Origin of the sequence: Tersicoccus mangrovi, assembly GCF_036881825.1 — a bacterium.
Taxonomy (GTDB): Bacteria; Actinomycetota; Actinomycetes; order Actinomycetales; family Micrococcaceae; genus Tersicoccus; species Tersicoccus mangrovi.
Map to the genome: position 1 here is coordinate 1 of NZ_JBAJMW010000018.1, position 1,515 is coordinate 1,515.

The window sequence follows — 1,515 nt, forward strand, 5'->3', positions numbered from 1 at the left end:
CGGAAAGTGTCAAGGCGGGTGAGACAGATTCCGTCAGGCGGTCTGTATGAGGGCCTCCTGTGAGGGCTGGTTGATCCAGGCGGCCTCGGGCAGCTTGGGCGCCTGGGGTCGGCGGTGGCCGAAGCGCTCGGGACGGGCGGCGTAGGCCGCGTCCAGGGTGGCCTGGCGCTGGGCGCGGACCTGCCCGGCGGTGCCGAAGTGGACGCTGGCGGGGGTGTGCAGCCCGATCCCGCAGTGGCGGTGCTCGTGGTTGTAGTAGGCGAAGAACTGCTCGGCGAACGCGCCGGCGTCGGCCAGGGACCCGAAGCGCTCGGGGAAGACCGGGGCGTACTTCAGCGTCTTGAACGCCGCCTCGCTGTAAGGGTTGTCGTTCGACACGTGCGGGCGGGAGTGCGACCTGGCCACCCCGAGGTCGACGAGCAGCTGAGCGACCGGTTTGGAGGTCATCGAGGTCCCGCGGTCGGCGTGGATCGCCTCCGGCACGCCATGGATGCCCATGGCGTGCTCGAGCAGGTTCTTGGCGATCTCGGCGTCCTCGCGGGCCGCGATGGTCCAGCCCACGACGAACCTGGAGAAGATGTCGAGCACGACGTACAGGTCGTAGTACACGCCCCGCTCCGGCCCCTTGAGCTTTGTGATGTCCCAACTCCACACCTGCCCCGGCGCCGTCGCGACGAGCTCGGGCCGGGTCCGGGGCGGGTGGCTCGCCTGCCGGCGCCGTTCCCCGGCCATGTCGTGCTCGCGCAGGATCCGGTGCATCGTGGACATCGAGCACAGGTAGGTGCCCTCGTCCAGCAGCGTGGCCCAGACCTGGGCGACCGACTTGTCCGCGAACCGCTGGCTGGTCAACACGGCCAGCACGTGGGCCCGCTCGGCGGCGGACAGCTTGTTCGCCGGTGCCGGCCGCGGTGTCCGTGGACGTGGCGGTGGCGGGTTCTTGGCCCGGTAGTGACTGGCGCGGGAGCGACCCAGCAGCGCGCACGCAGCCGCGGTGCCGACGTGCTCGGCCAGCCCGTCGACGGCCGGGTTGATCACCGCGGCGACCGCGGCGGCTTGTCCGCGCTCTCGGAGAGCGTCTCCAAGAGCGCGTGTGCTTTTCCCATCAGGTCCAGCGCCGCCCTGGTCTTGGCCAGCTCGGCCTCGGCCTTCTCCGCCCGGGCCCGTAGCGCCTGCAGCTCCCGCTCGCGCCGGTCCCGCGGCTTGCTGCCCAGCCCGGACAGCGAGCCGGCGGCCGCGGCCTTGCGCCACTCGATGATGTGGGAGGTGTACAGGCCCTCCCGGCGCAGGATCTCCCCACGCCCAGAGCGGTCCGCGGCGTCGTACTCGGCCAGGATCGCCGCTTTGAACTCGGCGGTGAACGTCCGCCTCTTGGGCCGGTCAGCACGAGGAGCCATAGCCCCATCATCGGTGCCGACGTCAGCAACCGTCATCGTCATCTCAGTATTGGTCCGTTCTCGCCCCGTGCAGTGCGAAGGTCAGCAGTGCTGGTGTCTCACCCCATCCTGACGCACAGGG

General features: G+C 70.6%; 1 protein-coding gene. It reads right to left on the minus strand.

Annotation, left to right across the window (positions count from 1 at the left end):
- Window positions 1-33: 33 nt before the first annotated feature.
- Window positions 34-1,430, minus strand: a protein-coding gene (locus V6N00_RS17175; protein ID WP_370428832.1) for an IS3 family transposase whose coding sequence is annotated in 2 segments (ribosomal slippage) — window positions 34-1,094 and window positions 1,094-1,430 — 1,398 coding nt in all. Because the reading frame shifts where the segments join, the coding sequence is not laid out codon by codon here.
- Window positions 1,431-1,515: the final 85 nt, after the last annotated feature.